At 70.8% G+C, this 24,380-nt stretch carries 18 protein-coding genes; 12 read left to right on the top strand and 6 right to left on the bottom strand.

Annotated elements, in window-relative coordinates; translation table 11 throughout:
• Positions 1-167 precede the first annotated feature (167 nt).
• A complete protein-coding gene (locus IE168_RS13390; RefSeq protein WP_189499065.1) occupies positions 168-1,043 on the bottom strand; it encodes a PhzF family phenazine biosynthesis protein in 876 nt (291 codons plus the stop codon).
• A 111-nt stretch (positions 1,044-1,154) separates the two neighbouring features.
• Between IE168_RS13390 and IE168_RS13385 the strand changes: the two genes are divergently transcribed.
• The 3 genes from IE168_RS13385 to murD are packed head-to-tail and all read left to right on the top strand — an operon-like array spanning position 1,155 to position 6,569.
• Positions 1,155-3,755 (top strand): bifunctional aspartate kinase/diaminopimelate decarboxylase, encoded by a 2,601-nt coding sequence (locus tag IE168_RS13385; RefSeq protein ID WP_189499063.1) that lies wholly within the window; start codon positions 1,155-1,157, stop codon positions 3,753-3,755.
• Positions 3,752-5,131 (top strand): UDP-N-acetyl-alpha-D-muramoyl-L-alanyl-L-glutamate epimerase, encoded by a 1,380-nt coding sequence (gene murL / locus IE168_RS13380; protein ID WP_189499061.1) that lies wholly within the window; start codon positions 3,752-3,754, stop codon positions 5,129-5,131. Before IE168_RS13385 ends, murL begins: the two co-directional genes overlap by 4 nt.
• Entirely contained in the window at positions 5,112-6,569 is a 1,458-nt protein-coding gene (gene murD / locus IE168_RS13375; RefSeq protein WP_189499058.1) for a UDP-N-acetylmuramoyl-L-alanine--D-glutamate ligase, read from the top strand. The genes murL and murD overlap by 20 nt, the downstream gene beginning before the upstream one ends.
• Before the next feature lie 199 nt (positions 6,570-6,768).
• On the opposite strand, the gene IE168_RS13370 is transcribed toward murD, so the two are convergent.
• Positions 6,769-7,776 (bottom strand): polyprenyl synthetase family protein, encoded by a 1,008-nt coding sequence (locus IE168_RS13370; RefSeq protein ID WP_189499057.1) that lies wholly within the window; start codon positions 7,774-7,776, stop codon positions 6,769-6,771.
• Positions 7,777-7,947: 171 nt separating this feature from the next.
• On the opposite strand from IE168_RS13370, the gene ssb reads away from it, so the two are divergent.
• The 9 genes from ssb to IE168_RS13325 all read left to right on the top strand — a co-directional run bounded on the left by ssb (position 7,948) and on the right by IE168_RS13325 (position 19,626).
• Positions 7,948-8,484 (top strand): single-stranded DNA-binding protein, encoded by a 537-nt coding sequence (ssb, locus tag IE168_RS13365; protein ID WP_189499054.1) that lies wholly within the window; start codon positions 7,948-7,950, stop codon positions 8,482-8,484.
• Between the two features lie 37 nt (positions 8,485-8,521).
• The gene (gene rfbB / locus IE168_RS13360; protein ID WP_189499052.1) at positions 8,522-9,577 is read left to right on the top strand and encodes a dTDP-glucose 4,6-dehydratase; all 1,056 of its coding nucleotides are present in this window, start codon (positions 8,522-8,524) and stop codon (positions 9,575-9,577) included.
• Entirely contained in the window at positions 9,574-10,461 is an 888-nt protein-coding gene (rfbA, locus tag IE168_RS13355) for a glucose-1-phosphate thymidylyltransferase RfbA (protein WP_189499050.1), read from the top strand. Before rfbB ends, rfbA begins: the two co-directional genes overlap by 4 nt.
• Positions 10,458-11,015: a dTDP-4-dehydrorhamnose 3,5-epimerase gene (gene rfbC / locus IE168_RS13350; protein ID WP_189499048.1), complete on the top strand. Its 558-nt coding sequence runs from the start codon at positions 10,458-10,460 to the stop codon at positions 11,013-11,015. The genes rfbA and rfbC overlap by 4 nt, the downstream gene beginning before the upstream one ends.
• A complete protein-coding gene (rfbD, locus tag IE168_RS13345; protein WP_189499045.1) occupies positions 11,012-11,911 on the top strand; it encodes a dTDP-4-dehydrorhamnose reductase in 900 nt (299 codons plus the stop codon). The genes rfbC and rfbD overlap by 4 nt, the downstream gene beginning before the upstream one ends.
• A 111-nt stretch (positions 11,912-12,022) precedes the next feature.
• Positions 12,023-13,957, top strand: a complete 1,935-nt coding sequence (locus IE168_RS13340; RefSeq protein WP_189499043.1) for an alpha/beta hydrolase family protein — start codon at positions 12,023-12,025, stop codon at positions 13,955-13,957.
• 95 nt (positions 13,958-14,052) lie between these two features.
• Positions 14,053-16,017, top strand: a complete 1,965-nt coding sequence (locus IE168_RS13335) for an OPT family oligopeptide transporter (protein ID WP_189499041.1) — start codon at positions 14,053-14,055, stop codon at positions 16,015-16,017.
• A gap of 129 nt (positions 16,018-16,146) precedes the next feature.
• Positions 16,147-18,210, top strand: a complete 2,064-nt coding sequence (locus IE168_RS13330) for a S9 family peptidase (protein WP_189499039.1) — start codon at positions 16,147-16,149, stop codon at positions 18,208-18,210.
• A 192-nt stretch (positions 18,211-18,402) separates the two neighbouring features.
• Positions 18,403-19,626 carry a DUF819 family protein gene (locus tag IE168_RS13325; RefSeq protein ID WP_308430363.1) on the top strand — a complete coding sequence of 408 codons (1,224 nt, stop codon included), beginning with the start codon at positions 18,403-18,405 and terminating at the stop codon, positions 19,624-19,626.
• Between the two features lie 85 nt (positions 19,627-19,711).
• On the opposite strand, the gene IE168_RS13320 is transcribed toward IE168_RS13325, so the two are convergent.
• From IE168_RS13320 to IE168_RS13305, 4 genes are all read right to left on the bottom strand, one after another.
• Positions 19,712-19,936 carry a YbdD/YjiX family protein gene (locus IE168_RS13320; RefSeq protein ID WP_189499034.1) on the bottom strand — a complete coding sequence of 75 codons (225 nt, stop codon included), beginning with the start codon at positions 19,934-19,936 and terminating at the stop codon, positions 19,712-19,714.
• Positions 19,936-22,011, bottom strand: a complete 2,076-nt coding sequence (locus tag IE168_RS13315) for a carbon starvation CstA family protein (protein ID WP_189499032.1) — start codon at positions 22,009-22,011, stop codon at positions 19,936-19,938. Before IE168_RS13315 ends, IE168_RS13320 begins: the two co-directional genes overlap by 1 nt.
• Positions 22,012-22,129: 118 nt before the next feature.
• A complete protein-coding gene (locus IE168_RS13310; RefSeq protein WP_189499030.1) occupies positions 22,130-23,131 on the bottom strand; it encodes a magnesium and cobalt transport protein CorA in 1,002 nt (333 codons plus the stop codon).
• A 4-nt stretch (positions 23,132-23,135) separates the two neighbouring features.
• Entirely contained in the window at positions 23,136-24,377 is a 1,242-nt protein-coding gene (locus IE168_RS13305; protein WP_189499087.1) for a lipoprotein N-acyltransferase Lnb domain-containing protein, read from the bottom strand.
• Positions 24,378-24,380 lie beyond the last annotated feature (3 nt).

Here is a 24,380-nt window from a genome sequence, read left to right as displayed (position 1 = left end):
GCGGCACCCCGGCTGGTCGGCGTCCCGCACTCCGCTCTCGCCTACACGCTAGAACAAAGCAAAGACACAAGCGGCTACAGCCGACCCGGATTCGCCCTGGGCTGGTCGCGGCTATAGCCGCTCCTACAGAAGCGCGGTGTGTGGGAGAGGGAGGGGCGGTGTGCCCGCTACCAGTCCAGCGTGCCGGTCACCACGGTGCGCGCGCGGCCGCCGGACCAGACATCGCCGGCGGCGTCCACGCGCAGTTCGATGATCGCGTCGTGGCCGACCTCGCGGCCCTGGCTGATGCGGTAGAAACCGCCGTCGCCGGGCAGGGCGTCGCGTTCGGCCAGCCAGGCGGCCAGGGTGGCGTTGGCGGCGCCGGAGGCGACGTCCTCGAAGGTGCTGGTGGAACCGACCCAGGCGCGCACGGCCAGGTAGTAGACCGGATCCGCGCTGCGCGCGAACACGCACAGGCCCATCGTGCGGCTGGCTTCGGCCAGCGCGGCGATCGCGGCCCAGTCGGGCACGGCCGAGCGCAGTTCGGCCTCGTCGCGCAGTTCGGCCAGCCACCAGCGGCGGCCGCCGTCCATCAGCACCGGCGGCAATGCGCCGGTGGCCAGACCCGACAGCGCGTCGCGCAGGCGCGGGTCGGCGGCATCGGCCACCTCGACCACGCTGGCCCGCGGCGTGCGCACGGCCACGGTGCGCTTGCGGCCTTCGCCCTCCACGCGCAACGGCAGCTCGCCGACGGCACAGGACTGCACCAGCACGCCGTCGCGCGGCGCGACCAGGCCGCGGTCGAGCAGCACGTGGGCGGTGCCGACGCTGGGATGCCCGGCGAAGGGCACCTCGCGGCGCGGGCTGAAGATGCGCACGGCGTAGTCGGCGGTCGCGCTGGGCGAGGGGAAGACGAAGGTGGTTTCCGGCAGCCGCGTCCAGCGCGCGATCGCCTGCATGTCGGCGTCGTTGAGGCCGCGGGCGTCGGGCACCACGGCGAGCGGATTGCCGGCGCCGGGGCGGTCGCCGAAGACGTCGAGCTGGACGTAGGGACAAGCGGGCATGTCGGGGGACCATCGCGGGGCGCGACAGTGTAGCCGCGACCACGCTGGCGGGCCGTGCGCACGGCGCTAGAATCGCAGGCCTTGCCCGATCCCCGGGCCACGCGGATTCCCATGCATTCCATTCCCGAACCCGACCGCTGGATCGTGCTCAAGTTCGGCGGCACCTCGGTCTCGCAGCGCGAGCGCTGGGACACCATCGGCCGGCTGGCCGGCGAGCGCGCCGCGGAAGGCCGGCGCGTGCTGGTGGTGGTGTCCGCGCTGGCGGGCGTCACCAACGCCCTCACCGCCATCAGCGAAGGCGCCACCGACGCGGCGGCGCGGGTGGAAGCCCTGGCCGACCGCCACGTGGCGCTCGCGCGCGAGCTCGGGCTGGACCCGGCCGTCGTCGGCGAGCGCCTGGACGTGCTGCGCACGCTGGTGTCCGAGCCGCGTGCCGCGCGCCGTCCGCTGGACTGGCAGGCCGAGGTGCTGGCGCAGGGCGAACTGCTGTCGTCGACGCTCGGCGCGGCCTACCTGAGCGCGCAGGGCCTGGACTTCGGCTGGTGCGACGCCCGCGACTGGCTGCAGGCGGTCGCGCTGCCCAACCAGAACGACTGGGCGCGCCGGCTGTCGGTGGCCTGCCGTCGCGATGTGGACGCGCGCTGGCGGTCCCGCTTCGCGGCGCAGCCGGCGGCGATGCTGCTCACCCAGGGCTTCATCGCCCGCCACGAGGACGGCGGCAGCGCGATCCTCGGCCGCGGCGGCTCGGACACGTCGGCCGCGTACTTCGGCGCGCTGCTGGGCGCCGAGTGCGTGGAGATCTGGACCGACGTCCCCGGCATGTTCAGCGCCAACCCGCGCGAAGTCCCCGACGCCCGCCTGCTCACGCGCCTGGACTACGCCGAGGCGCAGGAGATCTGCACCACCGGCGCCAGGGTGCTGCACCCGCGCGCGGTCAAGCCCTGCCGCGAGGCCGGCGTGCCGATCGCGATCCTGGACACGGCGCGCCCGGAGCTGCCGGGCACGCGCATCGATGGCGGCCCGGACACCGTGCCGGGCGTCAAGGCGATCAGCCGCCGCGACGGCGTGGTGCTGGTGTCGATGGAAACCATGGGCATGTGGCAGCAGGTCGGCTTCCTGGCCGACATCTTCGAGTGTTTCCGCCGCCACGGCCTGTCGGTGGACCTGATCGGCTCCTCGGAAACCAACGTCACCGTGTCGCTGGACCCGAGCGAGAACCTGGTCAGCACCGACGTGCTCGCGCGCCTGTCCGAGGACCTCGCGCGCAGCTGCCGGCTGAAGGTGATCGCGCCCTGCAGCGCGATCACCCTGGTCGGCCGCGGCATGCGCTCGCTGCTGCACCACCTGTCCGACGTCTGGGCGACCTTCGACCGCGAGCGCGTGCACCTGATCTCGCAGTCGTCCAACGACCTCAACCTGACCTTCGTGATCGACGAGGCCGACGCCGACGGCCTGCTGCAGGAGATCCATGACGGGCTGATCGCCAGCGGCGCGATGCCGGTGCGCGAGGCGGGCGTCTTCGGGCCGCGCTGGCGCGAGATCGAGGGCCAGCTGCGGCGCCGGCCGGAGCGCTGGTGGCAGGGCCGCCGCGACGCGCTGCTGGCGCTCGCCGCCACCGGCACGCCGCGCTACGCCTACAACCTCGATGTCGTGCGTGCCCGCGCGCGGCAGCTGAAGGCCGTGCAGGCCGTCGACCGGCGCTTCTTCGCGATCAAGGCCAATCCGCACCCGGACATCCTGCGCGTGCTGGTGGAGGAAGGCTTCGGCCTGGAGTGCGTGTCGGCCGGCGAGCTGGCGCACGTGTTCTCGGTGGTCCCCGGGCTGGAACCCTCGTGCGTGCTGTTCACGCCGAGCTTCGCGCCGGTGGACGAGTACGCCGACGCGTTCGCGCGCGGCGTCAACGTCACGCTCGACAACGTCGAGGCGCTGGAGCGCTGGCCGGAGGTGTTCCGCGGCCGCGCGCTGTGGCTGCGCGTCGACCTCGGCCGCGGCGACGGCCACCACGCCAAGGTGGTCACCGGCGGCCTGGCGTCGAAGTTCGGCCTGCTGGTCGACCGGGTGGAGGCGTTCCTCGATGCCGCGCGTGCGCTGGACGTGCGCGTCACCGGGCTGCACGCGCACCTGGGCAGCGGCGTCGACACGCCCGACCACTGGCGCGAGGTCTGCGACGAACTGGGCGGCATCGCCGGGCGCATTGGCAGCATCGACACCATCGACATCGGCGGCGGCCTGCCGATCCCGTACCGCGAGGACGACGAACCCTTCGACCTGGAGGCCTGGGCCGCGGGCCTGGCCGAGGTCAAGGCCGCCTATCCCGGCTACCGGCTGGCGATCGAACCCGGGCGCTTCCTCGTCGCCGAATCCGGCGTGCTGCTGCTCACCGCCACCCAGGTGGTGGAGAAGGGCGGCATCCGGCGCGTCGGCGCCGACGGCGGCATGAACGCGCTGATGCGGCCGACGCTGTACGACGCCTGGCACGACATCCACAACCTCTCGCGCGATGACGGCGGCGCGCCGGTCGCCTTCGACGTGGTCGGGCCGATCTGCGAGTCCGGCGACGTGCTCGGCCTGCAGCGCCCGCTGCCCGCCGGCACCGCGCCCGGCGACGTGCTGCTGGTCGCCGACGCCGGCGCCTACGGCATGGTCATGGCCAACACCTACAACCTGCGCGCGCTGCCGGCCGAGAGCGTGCTCGTGGAGAGCAAGGAATGAACAATGCGTTCGATCGCGAGGGGGTGCGGACCTTCCGCTTCGTGGACTGCGGCTTCGACCCCGCCACCGGCGTCGCGCGCCTGGCCTATGCCTTCGACGACGGCCCCGAGCTGGTCGAAACCGTGACCCTGCCGGGCGCGCCGTTCGCGCCCGACGGCGCGCGCGCGCAGGCGGCCGTGAAGGCGCTGCGGCTGCTGCACCTGGTCGCCGGCGTGAGCTACTACAAGGCCGCCGTGCCCGGCGACATCCGCATCGACGGCTACGCCATCGACGACGCGACCGCGGCCCTGCTGGAGGACGTGTACCTGCACGGCCTCGGCGAGTTCGCCTACCGCAACGGGCTCGACCTGCACGGGCGGATCCGCTTCCCCCGCGCCGCGGGGAATGCTGCCCGCGGGGATGACGGGGACAGCCGCGCGCCGGGCCTCCAGTTCCGCCGTCACGCCCTGGTCGCGATCGGAGGCGGCAAGGACTCGCTGGTCTCGATCGAGGCGCTGCGCGCGGCCGGCATCGACCAGACCGTGGCCTGGATCGGCGGCTCGCAGCTGATCGCCGCCTGCGCCGCGCGCACGGGCCTCCCGACGCTCAACATCCAGCGCCAGCTCGCGCCGGAGCTGTTCGAGTACAACCGCCAGGGCGCGTACAACGGCCACATCCCGGTGACCGCGATCAACTCCGCGATCCTCGCCTTCGCCGCGGTCGTGCTCGACGCCGACCAGGTGGTGTTCTCCAATGAGCGCTCCGCCAGCTACGGCAGCTTGATCGAAGGCACCGGCGAGGTGAACCACCAGTGGTCCAAGGGCTGGGCCTTCGAACAGGCGCTGGCCGGCTACCTGAGGCGCGAAGTCGCGGCCGACCTGCGCTACTACTCGCTGCTGCGGCCGCTGTCGGAGCTGGCGGTGGCGCGGCAGTTCGCGAAGATCGACCGCTACGACGCCTGGTTCTCCAGCTGCAACCGCAACTTCCACCTGCTCGGCGAGCGCCCGACCAGCCGCTGGTGCGGCGTCTGCCCGAAGTGCCACTTCGTGTTCCTCGCGCTGGCGCCGTTCATGCCCAAGCCGCGGCTGGTGGGCATCTTCGGCCGCAACCTGCTCGACGACGCCGCGCAGGTGCCGGGCTACGACGCGCTGATGGAATACCGCGACCACAAGCCCTTCGAATGCGTGGGCGAAGCGCGCGAATCGCGCGCGGCGATGGCGGCGCTGGCCGCACGCCCGGAATGGCGCGAGGACACGGTGGTGGCGCGCTTCCGCGGGGTGATCCTGCCGCAGCTCGGGGGCGAGGACCTGGCGATCGCGCCGCTGCTGGTCCCGGATCCCGAGCACGGGATCCCCGACGCGGTCTGGAGCCGCCTGCATGCGTATTTCGCAGCTTGAGGGGCGGCGCGTTGCGCTCTGGGGCTGGGGGCGCGAAGGCCGCGCCGCCTACGCCGCGCTGCGCGCGCGCCTGCCGGCGCAGCCGCTGACGATGTTCTGCAGCGCGGAGGAAGCCGCCGCGGCCGATGCGCTGGGTGACGGCCTGCTGGCCGTCGAGACCGATGCCAGCGCCGGCCGCCTGTCGGCGTTCGAGGTCGTGGTGAAGTCGCCGGGCATCAGTCCCTACCGGCCCGAGGCGCTGGTGGCCGCGCATGCCGGCACCGCCTTCGTCGGTGGCACCGCGCTGTGGTTCGGCGAGCGCGCGGGCGAGGGCGGCGTGGCGCGCGGTGTGGCCTGCGTCACCGGCACCAAGGGCAAGAGCACCACCACCGCGCTGCTCGCGCACCTGTTGCGCGCCGGCGGCGTGCGCACGGCGCTGGCCGGCAACATCGGCCTGCCGCTGCTGGAAGTCCTGGATGGCGAGGCCGAGGCCTGGGCGGTGGAGCTGTCGAGCTACCAGACCGGCGATGTCGCCGCCGGCGGCGTGCGCCCGGATGTGGCCGTGGTCACCAACCTGTTCCCGGAGCACCTGGACTGGCACGGCAGCGAGGAGCGCTACGTCGAGGACAAGCTGGCGCTGGTGACGCGCGCGACGCCGCGCGTGGCCGTGCTCAACGCCGGCGATCCGCGGCTGGCGGTGCTGGGGACGCAGCTGGATCCCGCGACCGAAGTCCGCTGGTACGGCCGCGAGGACGGCTGGCACCTGCGCGGTGACGTCCTGCATCGCGGCGATGCGGCCCTGTTCGACACCCGCGACGTGCCGCTGCCGGGCCGGCACAACCGCGGCAACCTCTGCGCCGCGCTGGCCGCGATCGAGGCGCTGGGCCACGATGCCGCGGTGCTGGCGCCGGCCGCACGCGGCTTCCGCCCGCTCCCGCACCGGCTGCAGCGGCTGGGCGAACGCGACGGCATCGCCTGGGTGAACGATTCGATCAGCACCACGCCGCACGCCACCCTGGCCGCGCTGGAGGTCCATCGCGAGCGCCGCGTGGCGCTGCTGGTGGGCGGGCACGATCGTGGCCTGGACTGGTCGGACTTCGCCGCGCGCATGCGCACGCAGGCGCCCGCGGTCGTGGTCACGATGGGCCGCAACGGGCCGCGCATCCACGCGCTGCTGGCGGAGGTGGCGGGCGAGGGCGGCTTCGACCTGCGCGAAGCGGCGGACCTTGCCGGCGCAGTGGCCGCGGCGCGCGAGGCGCTGGCGGACAGCCCGCGCCCGGCCACCGGCGACGTGATCGTGATGTCGCCCGGCGCGCCGAGCTTCGGGCCGTATCGCGACTATGTGGAGCGCGGCCGCGACTTCGCACGGCTGGGCGGTTTTGATCCGGAGGCGATCTCGGCGATCCCGGGGCTCGGCATCGCGGCCTCGAACCACTCCGCAGCGCCACCCGCTGCGTAGGCCCCGCTACGCCGCCACCCGCTGCGCCGCCACCCGCTGCGTCGCCACCCGCTGCGCCGCCACCCGCTTCGCTGTAGGAGCAGCTATAGCTGCGATTCGCTCTTGGGGCGAAGCACTCGGGGCCGAGGCCTCCGGGGCGAAGCCGGTCGCAGCTGTAGCTGCTCCTACAGCAGAGCGGCCTGCTGGCAGGGGGCCGGAATCAGGCGCCGCGGTCGACGGCGTGGCGCACCAGGCCGCGCAGCGCGGCCACCGACTCGCCCTCGTCCAGGCCGTCCAGCGCGGCCTCGGCCAGCGCGGCGTACTCGCGGGCGCGGGCGATGCTGTACTCCAGCCCGCCGCTGGCGCGGATCGCGGCGATCGCTTCGTCCAGCGCATCCACGTCGCCTTCTTCCACGATCGTGCGCAGCCGCGCGCGCAGAGCTCCGTCGGCGTGGGCCATGGCGTGGATCAGCGGCAGGGTCATCTTGCCTTCGGCGAGGTCGTCACCCAGGTGCTTGCCCAGCGCGGCCTCGTCGGCACTGTAGTCGAGCACGTCGTCGGCGATCTGGAAGGCGATGCCGAGGTTCAGGCCGTAGTCGTGCAGGCGCTGCTGGGTCGCCTCGTCGGCACCGGCCAGCAGCGCGCCCAGGCGGGTGGCGGCGGCGAACAGGATCGCGGTCTTGCGCTCGATCACGCGCAGGTAGGCGGCTTCGTCCACGTCCGGGTTGCGCACGTGCAGCAGCTGCAGCACCTCGCCCTCGGCAATGCGGTTGGTGGTGCCGGCGAGGATCTCCTGGATCGGCATCGAGCCCAGCTCGACCATCAGCTGGAAGCTGCGCGAATACAGGAAGTCGCCGACCAGCACGCTGGCGGCGTTGCCGAACACCGCGTTGGCGGTGCTGCGGCCGCGGCGCAGGTCGGACTCGTCGACCACGTCGTCGTGGAGCAGGGTGGAGGTGTGGATGAACTCGACCACCGCCGCCAGGTGGTGTGCGTCCGGCCCCTGGTGGCCCAGGGCGCGGGCGGCGAGCAGCAGCAGCATCGGCCGCAGGCGCTTGCCGCCGCCGGCGACGATGTGCTCGGCCACCTGGTTGACCAGGACCACGTCGGAGGCCAGGCGGCGGCGGATCAGGGCGTCGACGGCGGCCATGTCGGCGGCGGCGTGGGCCTGGATCCCGGGCAGCGGCAGGGCGGGGCGGGGCGGGGCGGCCTGGGAGTGGGGATCCATGCGTCGGCGGGCGTCGGGGGGCCGCCATTATAGGTCGCCGGGCCGCCGCAGGGCCCCAAGCGGCGTTGTCCCACGCGCGCGCAGGGCACGGCCGGATGGCCGGGGAGCGGCGGGTATACTCACTCTTTTACTCCTGCCAATCCCGGCGGAGAGCGCAAGGAACCCATACCCATGGCCCGTGGAATCAACAAGGTCATCCTCGTCGGCAACCTCGGCAACGACCCCGACGTGAAGTACAGCCAGGGCGGCAGCGCCATCACCACGATCAGCGTCGCCACCACCGAGGCCTGGAAGGACAAGCAGACCGGCCAGCAGCAGGAACGCACCGAATGGCACCGGGTGAAGTTCTTCGGCCGCCTGGCGGAGATCGCCGGCGAGTACCTGAAGAAGGGTCGCCAGGTCTATATCGAGGGCTCGCTGCGCACCGACAAGTACACCGGCAAGGACGGCGTCGAGCGCTACACCACCGACATCATCGCCAGCGAGATGCAGATGCTGGGCGGCGGCGGCGAGGGCGGCCAGCGCGGTGGCGGCGATTATCAGCGCGGTGGCGGTGACTTCCAGCGTGGCGGCGGCGAGCGCGGAGGCGGCGACTACGCGCGCGGCCCGCGTGGATCCTCCGGCCAGGGCCAGGGCCAGGGCCGGGGTGCGGCGCCGCCCCCGCCGCCGATGGACGACGGCTTCAACGACGACGACATCCCGTTCTGAGCCTGCCAGAGGCCCCACTTTCAGGAGATCCACCCGCATGCCCACCTGGCTGGTCACCGGCGGAGCCGGTTTCATCGGCGGCAACTTCGTGCTCGAAGCCGTTGCCGCGGGCGTGCGCGTCGTCAACCTCGACGCGCTCACCTATGCCGGCAACCTCGACACGCTCAAGTCGCTGGACGGCAATCCCAACCACGTCTTCGTCCACGGCGACATCGGCGACCGCGCGCTGGTCGAGCGCCTGCTGGCCGAGCACCGTCCCGACGCGGTGGTGAACTTCGCCGCCGAGAGCCACGTCGATCGTTCGATCGACGGCCCGGCGGCGTTCGTGCAGACCAACGTGGTCGGCACCCTGGCGCTGCTCGAGGCCGTGCGCGACTACTGGAAGGCGCTGGACGGCGAGGCGAAGGACGCGTTCCGCTTCCTCCACGTCTCCACCGACGAGGTCTACGGCACCCTCGGCGAGACCGGCCTGTTCACCGAGACCACGCCGTACGCCCCCAACTCGCCGTATTCGGCGTCGAAGGCCGCGTCCGACCATCTGGTGCGCGCCTTCCACCACACCTACGGGCTGCCGGTGCTGACCACCAACTGCTCGAACAACTACGGCCCCTACCACTTCCCCGAGAAGCTGATCCCGCTGGTGATCGCCAAGGCCCTGGCCGGCGAGTCGCTGCCGGTGTACGGCGACGGAAAACAGGTGCGCGACTGGCTGTTCGTCACCGACCACTGCGAGGCGATCCGCACGGTGCTGGCCAAGGGCCGCGTGGGCGAGACCTACAACGTCGGCGGCAACGCCGAAAAGCAGAACATCGAGGTGGTGAAGACGATCTGCGCGCTGCTGGACGAACGCCGCCCGCGCGAGGACGGCCAGCCGCGCGAATCGCAGATCGCCTTCGTCGCCGACCGGCCGGGCCACGACCGCCGCTACGCGATCGACGCCTCCAAGCTGCGCGACGAGCTCGGCTGGACGCCTGCGTACAGCTTCGAGCGCGGCATCGCCGAGACCGTCGACTGGTACCTGGCCAACCAGCCCTGGGTGCTGCGCGTGCTCGACGGCAGCTACCGGCTCGAACGCATCGGGGGTGCGGCATGACCGCGCGCCGCGGCATCATCCTGGCCGGCGGCTCCGGCACCCGGCTGTATCCGATCACCCAGGCGATCAGCAAGCAGCTGCTGCCGGTGTACGACAAGCCGATGATCTACTACCCGCTGAGCGCGCTGATGCTCGCCGGGATCCGCGAGGTGCTGATCATCAACACCCCGCACGAGCAGGCCCTGTTCCAGCAGCTGCTGGGCGACGGGTCGCAGTGGGGCATGGACATCCGCTACGCGGTGCAGCCGAGCCCGGACGGGCTGGCTCAGGCCTATCTCATCGGTCGCGAGTTCGTCGACGGCAAGCCGAGCTGCCTGGTGCTGGGCGACAACATCTTCCACGGCCACGGCTTCACCGAAATCCTGAAGCGCGCCGATGCGCGCGAAGACGGCGCGACCGTGTTCGGCTACTGGGTCAGCGACCCCGAGCGCTACGGCGTGGCCGACTTCGACGCCGACGGCAAGGTCGTCGGGCTGGAGGAGAAGCCGGCCAACCCGCGCTCGAACTACGCGGTCACCGGCCTGTACTTCTACGACGGCCGCGCCAGCGACTTCGCGGCCTCGCTCAAGCCTTCGCCGCGCGGCGAACTCGAGATCACCGACCTCAACCGCTGCTACCTCGACGAGGGCAGCCTGCACCTCGAGCAGCTCGGCCGTGGCTACGCCTGGCTCGATACCGGCACCCACCAGTCGCTGATCGAGGCCTCGAATTTCATCGAGACCGTCGAGGCGCGCCAGGGCCTGCGCGTGTGCTGTCCCGAGGAAATCGCCTGGAGCAACGGCTGGATCGGCGACGAAGACCTGGAGCGCCTGGCGGCGCCGCTGGCCAAGAACGGCTACGGTCAGTACCTGCTGTCGCTTGCGAAGCGTGGAGTGGTGCGGTGAAAGTGGTGGAGACCGGCCTGCCGGGCTGCGTGGTGATCGAGCCGCAGGTGTTCGGCGACGACCGCGGCTTCTTCTACGAATCCTTCAACGCCGACAAGCTCGCGCAGCACGGGCTCACGCCTGCCTTCGTGCAGGGCAACGTGTCCTCGTCCTCGCGCGGCGTGCTGCGCGGCCTGCACTACCAGTGGCCGAAGCCGCAGGGCAAGTATGTTTCCGTGGTCGAAGGCGAGGTCTGGGACGTCGCCGTCGACATCCGTCGCGGCTCGCCCACCTTCGGCAAGTGGACCGCCGCAGTCCTGAGCGCAGAGAACAAGCGCCACTTCTGGATCCCGGAAGGCTTCGCCCACGGTTTCGTGACCCTCAGCGAGCGCGCGGTGTTCACCTATCTCTGCACCGCCACCTACGACCGTGAGGCCGATGCCGGGATCCGCTGGAACGATGCCGACCTGACCGTCGACTGGCCGGTGGCCGATCCGGTGCTGTCGGACAAGGATGCGCGTGCGCCGTTCCTCGCCGAGGTCCCCGAAGAGCGCCTGCCGGTCTACCTGCCGTGAGGCTGCTGCTGCTGGGGGCGAACGGGCAGGTCGGGCATGCGCTGCGCCCGGAGCTTGCCCGGCTTGGCGAGGTGGTCTGCACCACGCGCAGCGGCATGCTGCCTGACGGCGGGGGTTGCGAGCGCGCGGATTTCGACCAGCCGGACACCCTGCCGGCGCTGGTCGACCGCATCGCGCCGGACGTCGTGGTCAATGCCGCCGCATACACCGCCGTCGATCGCGCCGAGCAGGAACGCGACGCCGCGTTCCGCGCCAACGCCGACGCGCCCGCGGCCCTGGCGACCGCCTGCGCGCGACGCGGCGCACTGCTGGTGCACTACTCGACCGACTATGTCTTCGACGGCAACGGCAGCCGGCCGTGGCGGGAGGACGACGCCACTGCGCCACTGGGCGTCTACGGCGCGAGCAAGCTCGCCGGCGAAGACGCGATCAGGGCGAGCGGCGCTCGCCACATGATCTTCCGCACGGCCTGGGTCTACGGCGCCTACGGCCACAACTTCATGCGCACGATACTGCGCCTGGCGGCCGAGCGCGACGAACTGCGCGTGGTCGACGACCAGCGCGGCACGCCGACGTCGGCCCGCCTGATCGCATCGGTCACGGCGACAGCGCTCGCTTCGTCCGCCCAGCCATCCGGCCTGTGGCATCTCACCGCATCGGGTGGCACGACCTGGCATGGTTTCGCCAGCGCGATTGTCGAAGGTGGCGTGTCCCGCGGCCTGCTGGCGCGGCGCCCGCTGGTGACGCCGGTGCCATCGAGCGAATACCCCACGCCGGCGCGTCGCCCGGCGTACTCGCGGCTGGATACGGCGGCGCTGCGTGCCGCGTGGCCGGTCGCGCTGCCTGCATGGGAAGCCGACCTGGGCCGCGTCCTGGACAGCCTTGCCGGCGCCTGAGCCGCGGTACCCTCCGTCCTGCCCGGCCGTCATAATGAAGGCTGCCAGCAAGGGGCTGGCCGATACGGGGGCTTGAGGATGAAGTGGGCAAGTGGATTCATGCTGGCCGGGATGCTGGCTGTGGCAGGTGCGCCGGCGCTTGCCGCGCAGGGTGTCGACATCGACGCCTACGTCAAGAAAGACACGTTCTTCGACATCAAGCTCTCGCCGACCGGCGAGTACTACGCCGCCACGTTTCCGCTGGAAAAGGAAATGGGCATGGCGATCCTGCGCGTGGCCGACAACCAGGTCACCACGACCCTGCGCCTCGGTGAGAACACCCATTTCGCCGATTTCGACTGGGTGAACGACGAGCGCGTGGTGCTCAGCGTGGCGCAGAAGTTCGGACTGCTGGACGCACCCCAGCTCACCGGCGAACTCATGGGTATCGACGTCGACGGCAGCGACAAGGAGCTGCTGATCGGCCAGCGCGTGACCGGTTCGGGCGTCGGCACCAGGATCCAGACCCAGCGCGCCGAGCGCGTCGCCGCGTTCGTGATCGACCCGCTGCTGGACGACCAGAAGCATTCGCTGGTGTCCACAGAGCGCTTCACGACCGACCCGTTCACGCGTGCCGAGCGCATCGACCTCTACAGCGGGCGCCGCTCGCTGGTCGCGATCGCGCCGATCCGCAACGCGCGATTCACCACCGACAATGCCGGGGTCGTCCGTTTCGCGCATGGCGCCGGCTACGACATCGTCAACAAGCTCTACTACCGGCCGCGCGACGGCGCGGAATGGGTGCTGGTGAACGACGAATCGGTGAGCGGGCACGCGGAATGGCCAGTCGGATTCTCGGCCGACAACGGCATCGCCTATCTCAACGTGGAGCAGGCGCAGGGCCCCGACCACATCGTGGCCTACGACGTGGCCACCGGCGAACGCACCAAGGTGCTTGCCGATGATGTCGGCGATCCGGTGATGCTGTATGCGCCGGGGACCCGCGTGCCTGTCGGCGCACTGTTTCTGGATGGCAAGCCGCGGACGGAGTTCTTAGACCCGCAGTCCGAACACGCCCGCCTGTATCGAAGCCTCGAGGCCGCGTTCGGTGGGGACGTGGTGTTCATCACGTCGAGCAGCCGCGATGGCAGCAAGGTGCTGCTGCAGACGTGGAGCGACCGAAATCCCGGCGATTTCTACATCTTCGATACCGTGGCCAAGAAGGCTGAGCACGTCGTCGCACGTCGTGCGTGGTTCGACCCCGCCGCGATGGCCGAACGGCGTCCGGTGAGCCTGGCCGCGCGCGACGGCACCAGGTTGCACGGCTTCCTGACCCTACCCGGGGTAGCGAGCGACCGCGGACTGCCGATGGTGGTGCTCCCGCACGGCGGTCCGTACGGCGTCTTCGACACCTGGGCATTCGATACCGAAGCCCAGATGCTCGCCGAGGCCGGCTACGCGGTGCTGCAGGTGAACTTCCGCGGCTCCGGCAACCACGGGCGCGCGTTCGAGCAGGCCGGGGCGCGCCAGTGGGGCGGCACCATGCAGGACGACGTGACGGATGCCACCCGCTGGGCGATCGCCGAAGGCATCGCCGACGCCGGCCGCATCTGCATCTACGGCAGCAGCTACGGCGGCTACGCGGCGCTGATGGGGGCGGCGAAGGAGCCTTCGCTGTACCGCTGCGCGGCGGGCAACGTCGGCGTCTACGATTTGCCGACCATGCACACGCACGGCGACGTTCAGAAGCGCGGCTCGGGCACGACCTACCTGCGCGAGTGGATCGGCGAGCGCGATGCGCTGGCCGCGGTCTCGCCCAACCGCATGGCCGATCGCATCAAGGTGCCGGTGTTCCTTGCCGCGGGCGGCAAGGACGAGCGCGCGCCGATCGAGCACAGCCGGATGATGGAACGTGCGTTGCGGTCGGCTGGCGTGTCGGTGGAGATGCTCTACTTCCCCACCGAAGGCCACGGCTACTACGACGATGACAACCGGCGCGAGTACTACACCCGCCTGCTGGCCTTCCTGGCCACGCACCTCGGCGGAAAGACGGCTGCCGCGAAGTAGGCCTGACGCGCCAGCGCCGCTGCCGGCGGCGCTGGCGCTGGACGCGCGCGCGCCGGAGGGATAGCTTTGCGGCTTCCTCCGGGGGATGCGATCCGATGACAGACCAAGAGCGCGGTGCCGCACCGCAGCTGACCTTCCGCGCAGTGCTGCTGGCCATCGTGCTGGCGGTGGTGCTGTCCGCGGCCAATGCCTACCTCGGCCTGTTCGCCGGCCTGACCATCGCCACCGCGATTCCCGCGGCGGTGGTGTCGATGGGCGTGCTGCGCCTGCTCGGCGGCGGCACCATCCTCGAGAACAACATCGTGCAGACCGGCGCTTCGGCCGGCTCCTCGATCGCGGCGGGCGTGATCTTCACTATCCCGGCGCTGGTGATCCTCGGCTACTGGGACGACTTCCGCTATTCCTGGGTGCTCGCGATCGCGGGCCTGGGCGGCCTGCTGGGCGTGCTGTTCTCGGTGCCGCTGCGGCGCACGATGATCGTCGAGGATCCGCTGCCGTTCCCCGAGGGCAAGGCCGCGGCCGAAGTGCTCAAGGCCGGCGAAAATCCCGGTCCGGGCCTGAAGATCCTGGGCCTGGCCGCCGCCGTGGGCGCGGTGGTCAAGGTCGCCGCGGAGAGCGGCATGCGCATGATCCCGGACAACGCCGTGGTCTCGGGCTTCATGGGCAAGTACCTGGGCTACATGGGCACCAACCTGTCGCCGGCGCTGCTCGGCGTGGGCTATATCGTCGGCCTGAACATCGGCATCGTGGTGCTGTCGGGCGCGATCCTGTCCTGGAACATCGCCATTCCGCTCTACCACGCGCTGTTCCTGGGCAGCGACCCGGTGCTGTCGGCGCAGCTCGCCGGCGCCTCCGCCGCGGATGCGGCCGGGGCGATCTGGTCGGCGAAGATCCGCTACCTCGGCGTCGGCGCGATGCTGATCGGCGGCATCTGGACCCTGTTCTCGCTGCGCAAGTCGCTGCTGTCGGGCGTCCGCAGCGGCATCGCGGCCGCGCGCAAGGGCAGCGGCGACGTGGTCGCCGAGACCGACCGCGACCTGCCGATGAAGTGGATGCTGATCGCGCTGCTGCTGTTCGTGATCCCGCTGCTGGTGCTGTACCAGGCCATCGTCGGCAACTGGTTCGTCAGCGTGCCGATGACGGTCATCATGATCGTGGCCGGCTTCCTGTTCGTCTCGGTGTCGGCCTACCTGGCGGGCCTGGTGGGTTCGTCGAACAACCCGGTGTCGGGCATCACCATCGCCACCATCCTGTTCGCGGCGGCGGTGCTGGTGCTGCTGCTGGGCCGCGATTCGCCGGTGGGCGCGGTGGCGGCGATCATGATCGGCGCGGTGGTGTGCTGCGCGGCGGCGGTCGGCGGCGACAACCTGCAGGACCTCAAGGCCGGCTACATCGTCGGCGCGACGCCGTGGAAGCAGCAGTTGATGCTCGCCATCGGGGCGTTCTCCTGCGCGCTGATCATGGCGCCGGTGCTCAACCTGCTGGCCCAGGCCTACGGCATCGGCGCGCCCACGCCGGAGCAGCCGCAGTCGCTGGCCGCGCCGCAGGCGACGCTGATGGCGTCGGTGGCCCAGGGCATGTTCGGCGGCAAGCTGCCCTGGGACATGATCGCGATCGGCGCCGGCGTCGGCGCGGCAATCATCGCCCTCGACGAATGGCTGAAGTCGCGCGCCTCGACCTTCCGCGTGCCGGTGCTGGCGGCTGCGATCGGCATCTACCTGCCGATCGAGCTGATGGTGCCGATCTTCCTGGGTGGCGTGCTGGCGTGGATGGTCGAGCGCCGCCACGGCATCGACGGCCGCGACGAGGGCGCACGCGACCGCGTGCACCGGCCGGGCACGCTGTTCGCTGCCGGCCTGATCACCGGCGAAGCGCTGATGGGCATCGCGATCGCGGTGCCGATCGTGGTCACCGAGCGCTCCGACGTGCTGGCGGTGGCGGAGTCGCTGCACTTCAACCAGTGGGTCGGCCTGGCGGTGCTCGCGGTGGTGGCGTGGATGCTTTACCGCAGCTCGGCGAAGCAGGAGGCGGCGGCACCGGTGGAGCCGGGTCCGCGCTGATGCGGGGCGGATCGCGGCTGTAGCCGCTCCCACAGCAGGCACAGGGAGCCGGCGGGGCAGGACTTCCCGCCTTTGCGCGGGGCGGCCACGCCGCCTACCATCGGGCCTTTCCGTCCGGAGTCCCGATCCATGCCGCGCACCGCCCTGTTGACCCTGTGCCTGCTCGCCGCGCTGCCGGCGGTTGCCGATGCCCGAGGCTTGGAGGGCCGTGACCTCGCCGCCCTGGAACGCGTCTCCTCGCCGGCGCTGTCGCCCGATGGCCGGCAGCTGGTGTTCGCGCAGCGCAGCATCGACCTGGAGGCCAACTCGGGCACCAGCGCGCTGTACCTGCGCAACCTGGTCACCCGCGACATGGCGCCGCCGAAGCGGCTGACGCCCGAGGGCTGGAGCGTGAACTCGCCTTCGTTCTCGCCCGACGGCGCGACGCTCTACTTCCTGAGCGCGAAGGACGGCTCGCAGCAGCTGTATTCGATCCCGCTGTCCGGCGGCACGCCGCGCCAGCTGACCGCCTTCGCGACCGACGTCGGCACCTACCACGTCTCGCCGGACGGCGGCCGCGTCGCCTTCAGCGCCGACGTCTTCGGCGACTGCGGGGCCGATTTCGCCTGCACGACCAAGCGCCTGGACGAGCGCAAGGCGTCCAAGGTCTCCGGCGTGGTCTACGAGCAGCTGTTCGTGCGCCACTGGGACACCTGGGCCGACGGCCGCCGCAACCGCCTGTTCGTGGCCGAACTGCCGGCGGCGCGCGGCAAGCCGGTGTCCGCCGCCACCGCGATCAGCGGCGCCCTGGACGGCGACGTGCCGGGCAAGCCCTTTGGCGGCGCCGAGGACTACACCTGGGCACCGGACGGGCAGAGCATCGTCGCCAGCGTGAAGGTCGCCGGCCGCGAAGAGGCCTGGACCACCAACTTCGACCTGTACCGGCTCGACGCCGCCGGCACCGCGACGCCGGTGAACCTGACCGCGGACAACAAGGCCTGGGACGCCGGCCCGGTGTTCAGCGCCGATGGCGGCACCCTGTTCTACCGCGCGATGGCGCGCCCGGGCTTCGAGGCCGACCGCTTCGCGCTGATGGCGCTCGATCTGGCCAGCGGCGAGCGCCGCGAGATCGCGCCGCGCTGGGACCGCTCGCCGAGCAGCCTGCAGCCCTCGGCCGACGGCAGCGCCCTGTACGTGGCCGCGCAGGACACTGGCGAGTACCCGCTGTTCCGCGTCGACGTCGCCACCGGCGAGGTCACGAAGCTGGTCGGCGGCGGCAGCGTTTCCTCGTTCGAGGTCGCCGGCGAGACCCTGATGTTCAGCCGCAACGCCATCGACACCAGTGACGTCATCCACGTCGCCTCGCTCGACGGCCAGGGCCAGCGCGCGATCACGCCCACCGCCGCCGAACGCCTGCCCGGCGTCGACTTCGGCGCCTTCGAGCAGTTCAGCTTCAAGGGCGCGAAGAACGCCACCGTCCACGGCTACGTGGTCAAGCCTTGGAACTACGAGGAAGGCCGCAAGTACCCGGTGGCCTTCCTGATCCACGGCGGCCCGCAGGGCAGCTTCGGCAACGGCTGGAGCTACCGCTGGAACCCGCAGACCTACGCCGGCCAGGGCTATGCCGTGGTCATGATCGACTTCCATGGTTCCACCGGCTACGGCCAGGCCTTCACCGACGCGATCAGCGGCGACTGGGGCGACGCGCCGCTGGTCGACCTGCAGAAGGGCTGGGCCGCCGCGCAGCAGCAGTACGACTTCCTCGACGGCGACAGGGCCTGCGCGCTGGGCGCCAGTTACGGCGGCTACATGGTCAACTGGATCGCCGGCAACTGGAACCAGCCGTGGAAGTGCCTGGTCAACCACAACGGCGTGTTCGACACCCGCTCGATGGGCCTGGTGACCGAGGAGCTGTGGTTCACCGAGTGGGAGAACGGCGGCACCGTCTACGCCAACCCCAAGGCCTACGAGCGTCACAATCCGGCGCGCCATATCGACAAGTGGCGCGTGCCGATGCTGGTGGTGGCCGGACAGAACGACTTCCGGGTGCCGATCGACCAGAGCCTGTCGAGCTTCACCGCGCTGCAGCGCCAGGACATCGAGTCGAAGCTGCTGTACTTCCCCGACGAGAACCACTGGGTGCTGAAGCCGCAGAACAGCGTCTTCTGGCACGACACCGTCAACGCCTGGCTGAAGCAGCACATCGGCCAGTAAGCGTGTCCAGCGCGCGGCCGGCCAGCCCGCCGGCCGCGCCGTCGTTTCCGCCCGTCCCCTCTTTTCGACCCGCACACAGGAACACCATCGATGGCCTACGCACCCGCCGCGTCCGAAGCCCCCGCCGAAGCCGCGGCCATCGACGCACTCGACCCCGTCGGCGCCGCCGCGGCCGTGGACGCCGGCGCGCCGCTGATCACCAACGACATCGTGGTCTTCGGCCTGATCGCGGGAACCCTGGGCCTGATCTTCTGGCTGGCCTCCGGCCCGACGCCGTTCTGGAAGAAGTTCTTCGCCTGGGTGCCGGCGCTGCTGCTGTGCTACTTCGTGCCCGCGTTCTACAACACCGCGGGACTGATCGATGGCGAGGGCAGCGCGCTCTACCACCTGGCCAGCCGCGTGCTGCTGCCGGCGGCGCTGGTGCTGCTGACGCTGTCGATCGACCTGAAGGGCATCCTCAAGCTCGGGCCCAAGCTGCTGTTCGTGTTCTGCGCGGGTACGTTCGGCATCCTGTTCGGCGCCGTCGCCACCTTCCAGATCCTGGAGTGGACGTGGCCTGCGGCGGTGGCCGGCGACACCTGGAAGGGCATGGCCGCGCTGTCGGGCAGCTGGATGGGCGGCGGTGCGAACATGGTGGCGATCCGCGAGATCTACGAGGTCGACGCGACGCTGTTCGGGCAGTTCGCGGTGGTGGACGTGGCCATCGCGAGCCTGCTGATGGCCACCCTGCTGTTCCTCGCGAACCGCGCCGACGCCATCGATGCACGCAGCGGGGCCGATACCAGCGCGCTGGACGAGATGAAGCAGCGCATGGCCGCCCACGAGGCCGCGAACGCGCGCATCCCCGTGCTGTCCGACCTGATGGTGATCGTTGCCTGGGCCTTCGGCATCGTGGGCCTGTCGCACGCCATTGCCGAGCCGGCATCCGCCTGGTTCAAGGCCAACGCGCCCTGGTCCTCGCAGTTCAGCCTGGACGCACCGTTCGTCTGGATCGTGGTGCTCTCCACCCTGGGTGGCCTGATGTTGAGCTTCACGCGCGTGCGGCGGCTTGAGGATGCAGGCGCGTCCAGGGTCGGCACGGTCTTCCTGTACTTCCTGATCGCCTGCATCGGCATGCAGATGGATTTCCTCAAGCTCGCCAACCGGCCGGAGCTGGTGGTCATCGGCCTGATGTGGATGTCGATCCACGTGGCGGTGATCTGGTACGCCGCCCGGCTGGTCAAGGCGCCGCTGTTCTACTTCGGCGTGGGCTCGCAGGGCAACGTGGGCGCGGCGGCTTCGGCACCGGTGGTCGCGGCGGCGTTCCATCCCAACCTCGCGCCAGTCGGCGTCCTGCTGGGAACCGTGGGCTACGCCACGGGCACCGTGCTGGCGTATGGCCTGGGCCAGGTGCTGCGGATCATGGCAGGCGCCTGACCGCCTGCGGCAGCGATCCCCGGATACGAAGCGGCCGCGGCATCACTGCCGCGGCCGTTGCGTACCCGTCCCTCGCAGGCCCTCTTCAGCAGCAGCGGAACCCGCCGCGCCTGCCGTAGCGGGCTTCCTGCCGCTCGCGGAAGAAGGTCGGGTAGTCCATCGGCTCCCGGTCCGGATGCTTCTCCAGCACGTGGCGCACGTAGTTGTCGTAGTCGGGGATCCCGCAGCACAGGCGCGCGGTCTGCAGGACCCTCCGCCACACACGCTTGTGGGTGGCGAAGTAGTCCAGCGGAACCAGCGCGCCGGCCATCAGAGCCAGACCTTCTGCTGCTCTTCGGTCAGCGCGACGTAGGCCGTCTCGCGGTCGCTGCGCGCGGGGTTCGAGCGCGCCTTGCGGATCGCGCCGACCGAGTAGAACAGCACCGCCAGCACCACGAACATGAAGAGCGCGGTCAGTCCGGCGTTGACGTAGTTGTTGAACATGATCTGGTGCATGCCGCCGAAGTCCTTCGAGGGCGCGATCAGTTCGCCGGCGTTGATCGCCGCGCGGTACTTGTTCGCCTGGGCCAGGAAGCCGACGCCCGGGTTGCTGTCGAAGATCTTGATCCAGCCCGCGCTCAGCGTGCAGGCCAGCAGCCACACCGTCGGCACGATCGGCACCCAGGCGTAGCGGTCCTTCTTCATCTTGAACAGCACCACCGTGCACAGCATCAGCGCGATGCCGGCCAGCATCTGGTTGGCGATGCCGAACAGCGGCCACAGCATGTTGATGCCGCCCAGCGGATCGGTGACGCCCTGGTAGAGGAAGTAGCCCCACAGCGCCACGCAGCCGCCGGTGCCGACCAGGTTCGCGCCCCACGACTCGGTCTTGCGCATCGCCGGCACGAAGTTGCCGAGCAGGTCCTGCAGCATGAAGCGGCCCGAACGGGTGCCGGCGTCGACCGCGGTGAGGATGAACAGCGCCTCGAACAGGATCGCGAAGTGGTACCAGAAGGCCATCATGCCTTCGCCCGGGATCACCGCGTGGAAGATCTGCGCGATGCCCACCGCCAGCGTCGGCGCGCCGCCGGCGCGCGAGATGATCGAGGCTTCGCCGACGTCCTCGGCGGTCTGGACCAGTACCTCCGGCGTCACCGTGAAGCCCCAGCTCGACACCACCTGCGCCACCGCCGCCGGGTCGGTGCCGATGATCGCCGCCGGGCTGTTCATGGCGAAGTACACGCCCGGGTCGATGATCGAGGCCGCGACCATGGCCATGATCGCCACGAAGGATTCCATCAGCATGCCGCCGTAGCCGAGATAGGGCGCGTGGCGCTCGTTGGCCATCAGCTTGGGCGTGGTGCCCGAGGCGATCAGCGCGTGGAAGCCCGACACCGCGCCGCAGGCGATGGTGATGAACAGGAACGGGAACATCGAGCCCTTCCACACCGGGCCGGTGCCGTCGGTGAACTGGGTCAGCGCCGGCATCTGCAGCAGCGGCATCGTGATCAGGATGCCGATGGCCAGGCCGATGATCACGCCGATCTTGAGGAAGGTGGAGAGGTAGTCGCGCGGCGCCAGCAGCAGCCACACCGGCAGCACCGCGGCCACGAAGCCGTAGCCGATCAGCATCCAGGTGATCTGCACGCCGGTGAAGGTGAAGGCCGGCCCCCAGGTCGGGTGCGCGGCCACTTGGCCACCGAACCAGATCGCCAGCATCAGCAGCACCAGGCCGATGATCGATATCTCGCCGATCTTCCCGGGCCGGATGTAGCGCATGTACAGGCCCATGAAGATCGCGATGGGCATGGTCGCGATCACCGTGAACATGCCCCAGGGGCTTTCGGCGAGCGCCTTCACCACGATCATCGCCAGCACCGCGAGGATGATGATCATGATCAGGAAGGCGCCGAACAGGGCGATGGTGCCCGGGATCCGGCCCATCTCCTCGCGCACCAGGTCGCCGAGCGAACGCGCGTCGCGGCGGCTGGAGACCACCAGCACCATGAAGTCCTGCACCGCGCCGGCCAGGACCACGCCGACGATCAGCCACAGGGTGCCGGGCAGGTAGCCCATCTGCGCCGCCAGCACCGGGCCGACCAGCGGGCCTGCGCCGGCGATCGCCGCGAAGTGATGGCCGAACAGCACGTGCTTGTTGGTGGGGACGTAGTCGAGGCCGTCGTTGTGGACCATCGCCGGCGTGGCGCGGCTGGCGTCGAGGTTGAAGACCCGGTCGGCGATGAAGCGCGCATAGAAGCGGTAGGCGACCAGGTAGATCGAGACCGCGGCCACCACGATCCACAGCGCGTTGATCGATTCCCCGCGCCTGAGCGCGATGGTGCCGAGGCAGAACGCGCCCAGCACTGCCAGCGCCGCCCATGCGACCTTGCCGATTCCACCCTTCATGACACGCCCCGTCCGGTAATTGGGATCAGGGTCGCTTCTACTCCGATCACGGTCAATCGCCAATGCTGCGCTGCGGCGAGATTCCGCCTAAGACTTTGGTCGTAGCCCGGAATGGCGGTCAGAGCCAGCGGACCTTGCGCAGGTAGCGGTACAGCAGCGCCACCACCAGCGCCACGACGCCGATCAGCACCGGGTAGCTCCAGCGCCCCTGCAGCTCGGGCATGTAGGCGAAGTTCATGCCGTACCAGCTGGCGATGAGGGTCGGCGCCGCGAGCAGCGCGGCCCAGCCCGCCAGGCGCTTGACCACTTCGCCCTGGGCCAGCGTCACCAGCGCCTGGTTGACGCCCAGCGCGGTGCCCAGCATGTCGCGCAGCAGGTCGACGGCGTCGTTGGCGCGGACGGAATGGTCGAGCACGTCGCGCAGGTACAGGCGCACGTCGCCGGACACCAGCGGGCCGCCGGTGCGCACCAGCTGCGACAGGACGTCCTGCATCGACGTCACCGCCACCCGCATGTGGGTGAGCTCGCGCTTCAGGTCGTACAGGCGGCGGATGGTGCCGCGGCGGTAGGTTTCGCTGAAGACATCCTGTTCCAGCGCCTGCAGGGTGGCGCTGAACTCGTCCACGATCGGCAGGTAATGGTCGACGATGGCGTCGAGCACCGCGTACAGGCCCGAGGCCGGACCCAGCGCCATCAGCGTCGGATCGCGCTCGAGCCGGGCGCGGGCCGGGGCGTAGGACAGCGACTGGCCGTGGCGCACGGTCACGAGATAGCGCGGCCCCAGGAAGGCGTGGGTCTCGCCGTGGCGGATGCGTTCGTCGACCACCTGCACCGTGTGCGCGACCAGGAACAGCGAGTCGCCATAGGCCTCGAGCTTCGGCCGCTGGTGGGCCTTGTGCGCGTCCTCGATCGCGAGGTCGTGCAGGCCGAACTCCTCCTGCAGCTTCTCCAGCACGCCTTCATCGGGCTCGTACAGGCCGATCCAGACGAAGCTGCCGTCGTCGACGGAGAGGACGTCGCTGATCGCCTCGAGGTCGATGTCGCGGCGGCGGCCCGCGCGGTCGTAGGCCGCGCAGTTGATCACGCAGGAAGGCAGGAGTGGCGCGTGCCCGTCGCTCATGCCATCACCCCGCCGCGCGTCGGGCCCGCGGGAGGAGGGCGGCCGCCAGGGCCAGCTGCAGCGGAAGCGCCAGCGCCACCCAGTGGCCGTTGCGCTGCGACTGCAGCGGCATCCACAGCAGGAACGGCGCCAACACCGCCATCGCCGCCACGACCACCAGCACCGCGCCGAACAGCCGGCCGCCGGCGCGCCCGCGGGCGATCCGCCACGCGCCCGGCAGCAGCAGCAGGCACAGCGGATTGAGCAGCAGCAGGTTGTGGTTGGCCCATCCGAAGCGGTGGGCGGTGCCGAGCCAGATGTAGAGCATCAGCGCGCCGGCCAGCGCACACAATGCCCACGCCGGAAGCGCCAGCGCGGCCACGGCGCGGGGTCGCTGGCGCTGGGTCCAGGCGGCGGCCGCCAGGGCCAGGCCGGCGAGCAGCCAGGGCCACCATGCGACGGGACGCGGTTCCGGCTCCGGCCCGAGGCGATGCGGCAACAGCACCTCCTCGGCGGCCACCAGCGGCCGGCCGTCGGCCAGCTGCATCTCGCGCAGCGACTGCGCCAGCCGCATCGGCACGAAGGCGTCTTCCCAGAGGGAGTTCGGGCGGTCCGACCGCGGGCCCAGGCCAAGGTCGAAGCCCAGCGCCATCAGCGGGTCGGGACGCGCCAGGCGCACCGCCTCGCTGCGGAAGGTGTTGCCCTGCGAGCGGCCCTGCATGCGGCGCGAGAGCTGGCCGCGGAGGACGCCGTCGAGCGCGTCGCGCACCCGTGTGCTGCAGTTGTCGGTGAAATAGTTGTAGGTGTAGCTGGCGTTTTCGGGCAGTGCGTTCCAGGCCAGGCGCTCGGCCAGGGCGGCGGCCTCGGCGTCCTCCAGGTCCAGCCACTGGATCGACACGCCGCGGCCGACGCTGCCGTAGTAGGCGAGATCCTGCTCCAGCGGCAGCGCGGCCAGGCGGTAGCGCATGTCGCCGCGAATGAAGCGGCGGTTGAAATCCGGTTCGTCCGGATCGAACAGGCCGAAGTTGTAGGACAGCGGCGGCCCGGCGGCCGGATCGACGACGACGATCGCGTTGTGGCCGAAGCGTTCGAAGAAGATCTCGCCCGGCTGCATCGTGGCCACGCCAATGCGCGGCGCGGCCGCTGCGGGGAAGATGCAGGCGACGAGGAGCAGGAGCAGCGCCAGCGCCGGCCGCGCGGTCCGGCCCTGGTCGGGGCCGGGGCCGGAAGCGACGCACCCGGCGGACGCGTGCTGCGCCGCATCCATGCG

It is taken from the genome of Luteimonas padinae, from assembly GCF_014652935.1.
Taxonomy (GTDB): domain Bacteria; phylum Pseudomonadota; class Gammaproteobacteria; order Xanthomonadales; family Xanthomonadaceae; genus Luteimonas; species Luteimonas padinae.
This window is presented reverse-complemented; position numbering and strand designations above follow the sequence as displayed.

Coding starts and splice junctions, on each gene's coding strand:
- IE168_RS13390 (WP_189499065.1), bottom strand. CDS start 1,043: ATGCCCGCTTGTCCCTACGTCCAGCTCGACGTCTTCGGCGACCGCCCC.
- IE168_RS13385 (WP_189499063.1), top strand. CDS start 1,155: ATGCATTCCATTCCCGAACCCGACCGCTGGATCGTGCTCAAGTTCGGC.
- murL (WP_189499061.1), top strand. CDS start 3,752: ATGAACAATGCGTTCGATCGCGAGGGGGTGCGGACCTTCCGCTTCGTG.
- murD (WP_189499058.1), top strand. CDS start 5,112: ATGCGTATTTCGCAGCTTGAGGGGCGGCGCGTTGCGCTCTGGGGCTGG.
- IE168_RS13370 (WP_189499057.1), bottom strand. CDS start 7,776: ATGGATCCCCACTCCCAGGCCGCCCCGCCCCGCCCCGCCCTGCCGCTG.
- ssb (WP_189499054.1), top strand. CDS start 7,948: ATGGCCCGTGGAATCAACAAGGTCATCCTCGTCGGCAACCTCGGCAAC.
- rfbB (WP_189499052.1), top strand. CDS start 8,522: ATGCCCACCTGGCTGGTCACCGGCGGAGCCGGTTTCATCGGCGGCAAC.
- rfbA (WP_189499050.1), top strand. CDS start 9,574: ATGACCGCGCGCCGCGGCATCATCCTGGCCGGCGGCTCCGGCACCCGG.
- IE168_RS13340 (WP_189499043.1), top strand. CDS start 12,023: ATGCTGGCTGTGGCAGGTGCGCCGGCGCTTGCCGCGCAGGGTGTCGAC.
- IE168_RS13335 (WP_189499041.1), top strand. CDS start 14,053: ATGACAGACCAAGAGCGCGGTGCCGCACCGCAGCTGACCTTCCGCGCA.
- IE168_RS13330 (WP_189499039.1), top strand. CDS start 16,147: ATGCCGCGCACCGCCCTGTTGACCCTGTGCCTGCTCGCCGCGCTGCCG.
- IE168_RS13320 (WP_189499034.1), bottom strand. CDS start 19,936: ATGGCCGGCGCGCTGGTTCCGCTGGACTACTTCGCCACCCACAAGCGT.
- IE168_RS13315 (WP_189499032.1), bottom strand. CDS start 22,011: ATGAAGGGTGGAATCGGCAAGGTCGCATGGGCGGCGCTGGCAGTGCTG.
- IE168_RS13310 (WP_189499030.1), bottom strand. CDS start 23,131: ATGAGCGACGGGCACGCGCCACTCCTGCCTTCCTGCGTGATCAACTGC.
- IE168_RS13305 (WP_189499087.1), bottom strand. CDS start 24,377: ATGGATGCGGCGCAGCACGCGTCCGCCGGGTGCGTCGCTTCCGGCCCC.